2 protein-coding genes are annotated in these 1,947 nt (G+C 43.6%); both read right to left on the bottom strand.

The window, feature by feature from the left end:
- Positions 1 to 117: 117 nt before the first annotated feature.
- Positions 118 to 894 (bottom strand): glycosyltransferase family 2 protein, encoded by a 777-nt coding sequence (locus RMO84_RS15605; protein ID WP_310489359.1) that lies wholly within the window; start codon positions 892 to 894, stop codon positions 118 to 120.
- A gap of 115 nt (positions 895 to 1,009) precedes the next feature.
- Positions 1,010 to 1,947 (bottom strand): glycosyltransferase (locus RMO84_RS15610; RefSeq protein ID WP_310489360.1); only part of this gene is annotated, 938 nt, incomplete at its 5' end.

Below are 1,947 nucleotides of genomic sequence, written 5' to 3' on the forward strand. Positions count from 1 at the left end.
TCGCTTGCTCCGATGACGATTTATGCTGGCAACCCCGCCCAGCCAATTAAGGAACGAAAACTGTCCTTAGTCGCAGTAGACGATCCTGACTCGATCGCTCTGGGTACACATTGAAGGCTAGCGGCATTCTGGTTTGAGATGCTCTGCTTCGATGATGTGAATCGCCAGTAAAAGTTCGGCAAGAGTGCGTTGAAAAGCGTAATACCAACCCTGCCAGCCATCGAGGATGCCACCTTTGACAATCAAGCAGTAAATTAAAATCACCGCTGGTGCGAAGATTTTCCTTTTGCGCAGCCGATCTCCCCAACTTAATTCGAGATCGGGTGTGTTTAATAGTTTGGCTGATTCGATAACCATGTAGCGATCTTGCGCCCATAGCCAGCGACTGAGTGGCTTCCGATCGTCATGATGAATATAACGATCGAGTTGACTCGATCGACCTTCAAGTTTTAATAGTTGGGTATGACCATCATCTATATATGTGGCACTATTCTTTCTAAATAAAGCCAAGCGAGGTGGTAAGATAGTGCCTTTTAAGGGCTTACCAAATACACAATATTTAAAAGGAATTGAGTAACCGTTAATACTTGGATCTTCAAGCACGCTGAATGCCTCAATCAAGGCATCTGTTAGTACGTAGTCGGCATCCAAAGATAGAACCCATTCAGATTTTATCTGCTCTAAGCCATAGTTCCATTGCTGCGTATGCGTATCAAACTTGCGCTGAAATAGTTTAACTTGAGGATAAGAATTAAGAATTTCTAATGTGCGATCTTCACTATAACTATCGATCGCGATAATTTCTTTCGCCCAACTAAGTTTTTGGAGCGTTCGCTCGACATTAGGCTCTTCGTTATAAGTTAGAATCAGTGGAGTAATAGTTTCAATATGCATGTATATCGCTTAAATATGCTCAGTTATTCGAGATAATACATTCGAGGGCGATCTCGATTATTTTTTGCTGATTCGAGAATGTGATTCACTTAAAGCTCAGCAATGTTTGGTAAAATTATAATATTGGCTGGCGATCGATAATCGACTGATAAACTTGAATCAGATCCACGGCAATTTTATCCCAATTATAGTTCGCTATCGCAAACTGGCGAGCGCGTTCTCCCATCACTTTCGATCGATCTGGATCGATTAAATGTCGATCGAGAGCCTGGGCGATAGCATCGACATTTAGATCTGCTACATAACCGAGATCGTTATCGCGCACGACACTAGCCAAACCGACACCAGGAGTTAACAACACTGGGGTACCTACAATTAAAGCTTCTAAAACAGCAATCCCAAAGTTTTCGGAGTGAGAGGTCAGAGCAAATAAATCGGCACCTTGAATTAATAAATCTTTTTGAGTCCCTTCAACAAAACCGATCGTGCGAGTACGATTTTCGATCCCAGCAGCTACTATGAGAGCCTTAATTTCGGCTTCATAGGCAGGTGTACCAGTTCCGGCAATTACCAATGTAAAACGGCGATCTCCCAACTTACCGAGCGCGGGAATTAGATACTCCAAGCCTTTTTTGTAATGTAGTCGCGCTAAAAACAAAATAATTGGTTCGTCTGCGGGACAATTCAAACTTTGCCGCAGCAGATTGGCCGCATCGGGGATCGATACTGGCATCTGGGTTAGAGCCAATGGAAGAACCGAGATAGGAGATTTAAAATTTAAAGCAACAACATCATCGCGTTCTTGCTCGCAGGTAACATGAATGGCACGAGCGCGATCGAGATTGGCTCGTTCGACTAACTTGAGATAAGCTTGCTTTTTCTGTGCGCTTTGCTGGAGCGACCATTCACACAACAGACCATGTGGCGTGGTGATGTATGGGACACCTTTTAGCCTTGCGATCGACATCGCGACGGTAGAAGTATAGGAGAATAAGGCATGAACGTGGATCGCATCGTACTTAGTAATATTTTGGAATAACCAAGTTGTAAACG

This window comes from Chamaesiphon sp. VAR_69_metabat_338 (assembly GCF_031423935.1).
Lineage (GTDB): Bacteria > Cyanobacteriota > Cyanobacteriia > Cyanobacteriales > Chamaesiphonaceae > Chamaesiphon.

What these genes read in the sequence shown, in the direction of transcription:
- RMO84_RS15605 (WP_310489359.1), bottom strand. Translation starts at nt 894, where the DNA reads ATGCATATTGAAACTATTACTCCACTGATTCTAACTTATAACGAAGAG.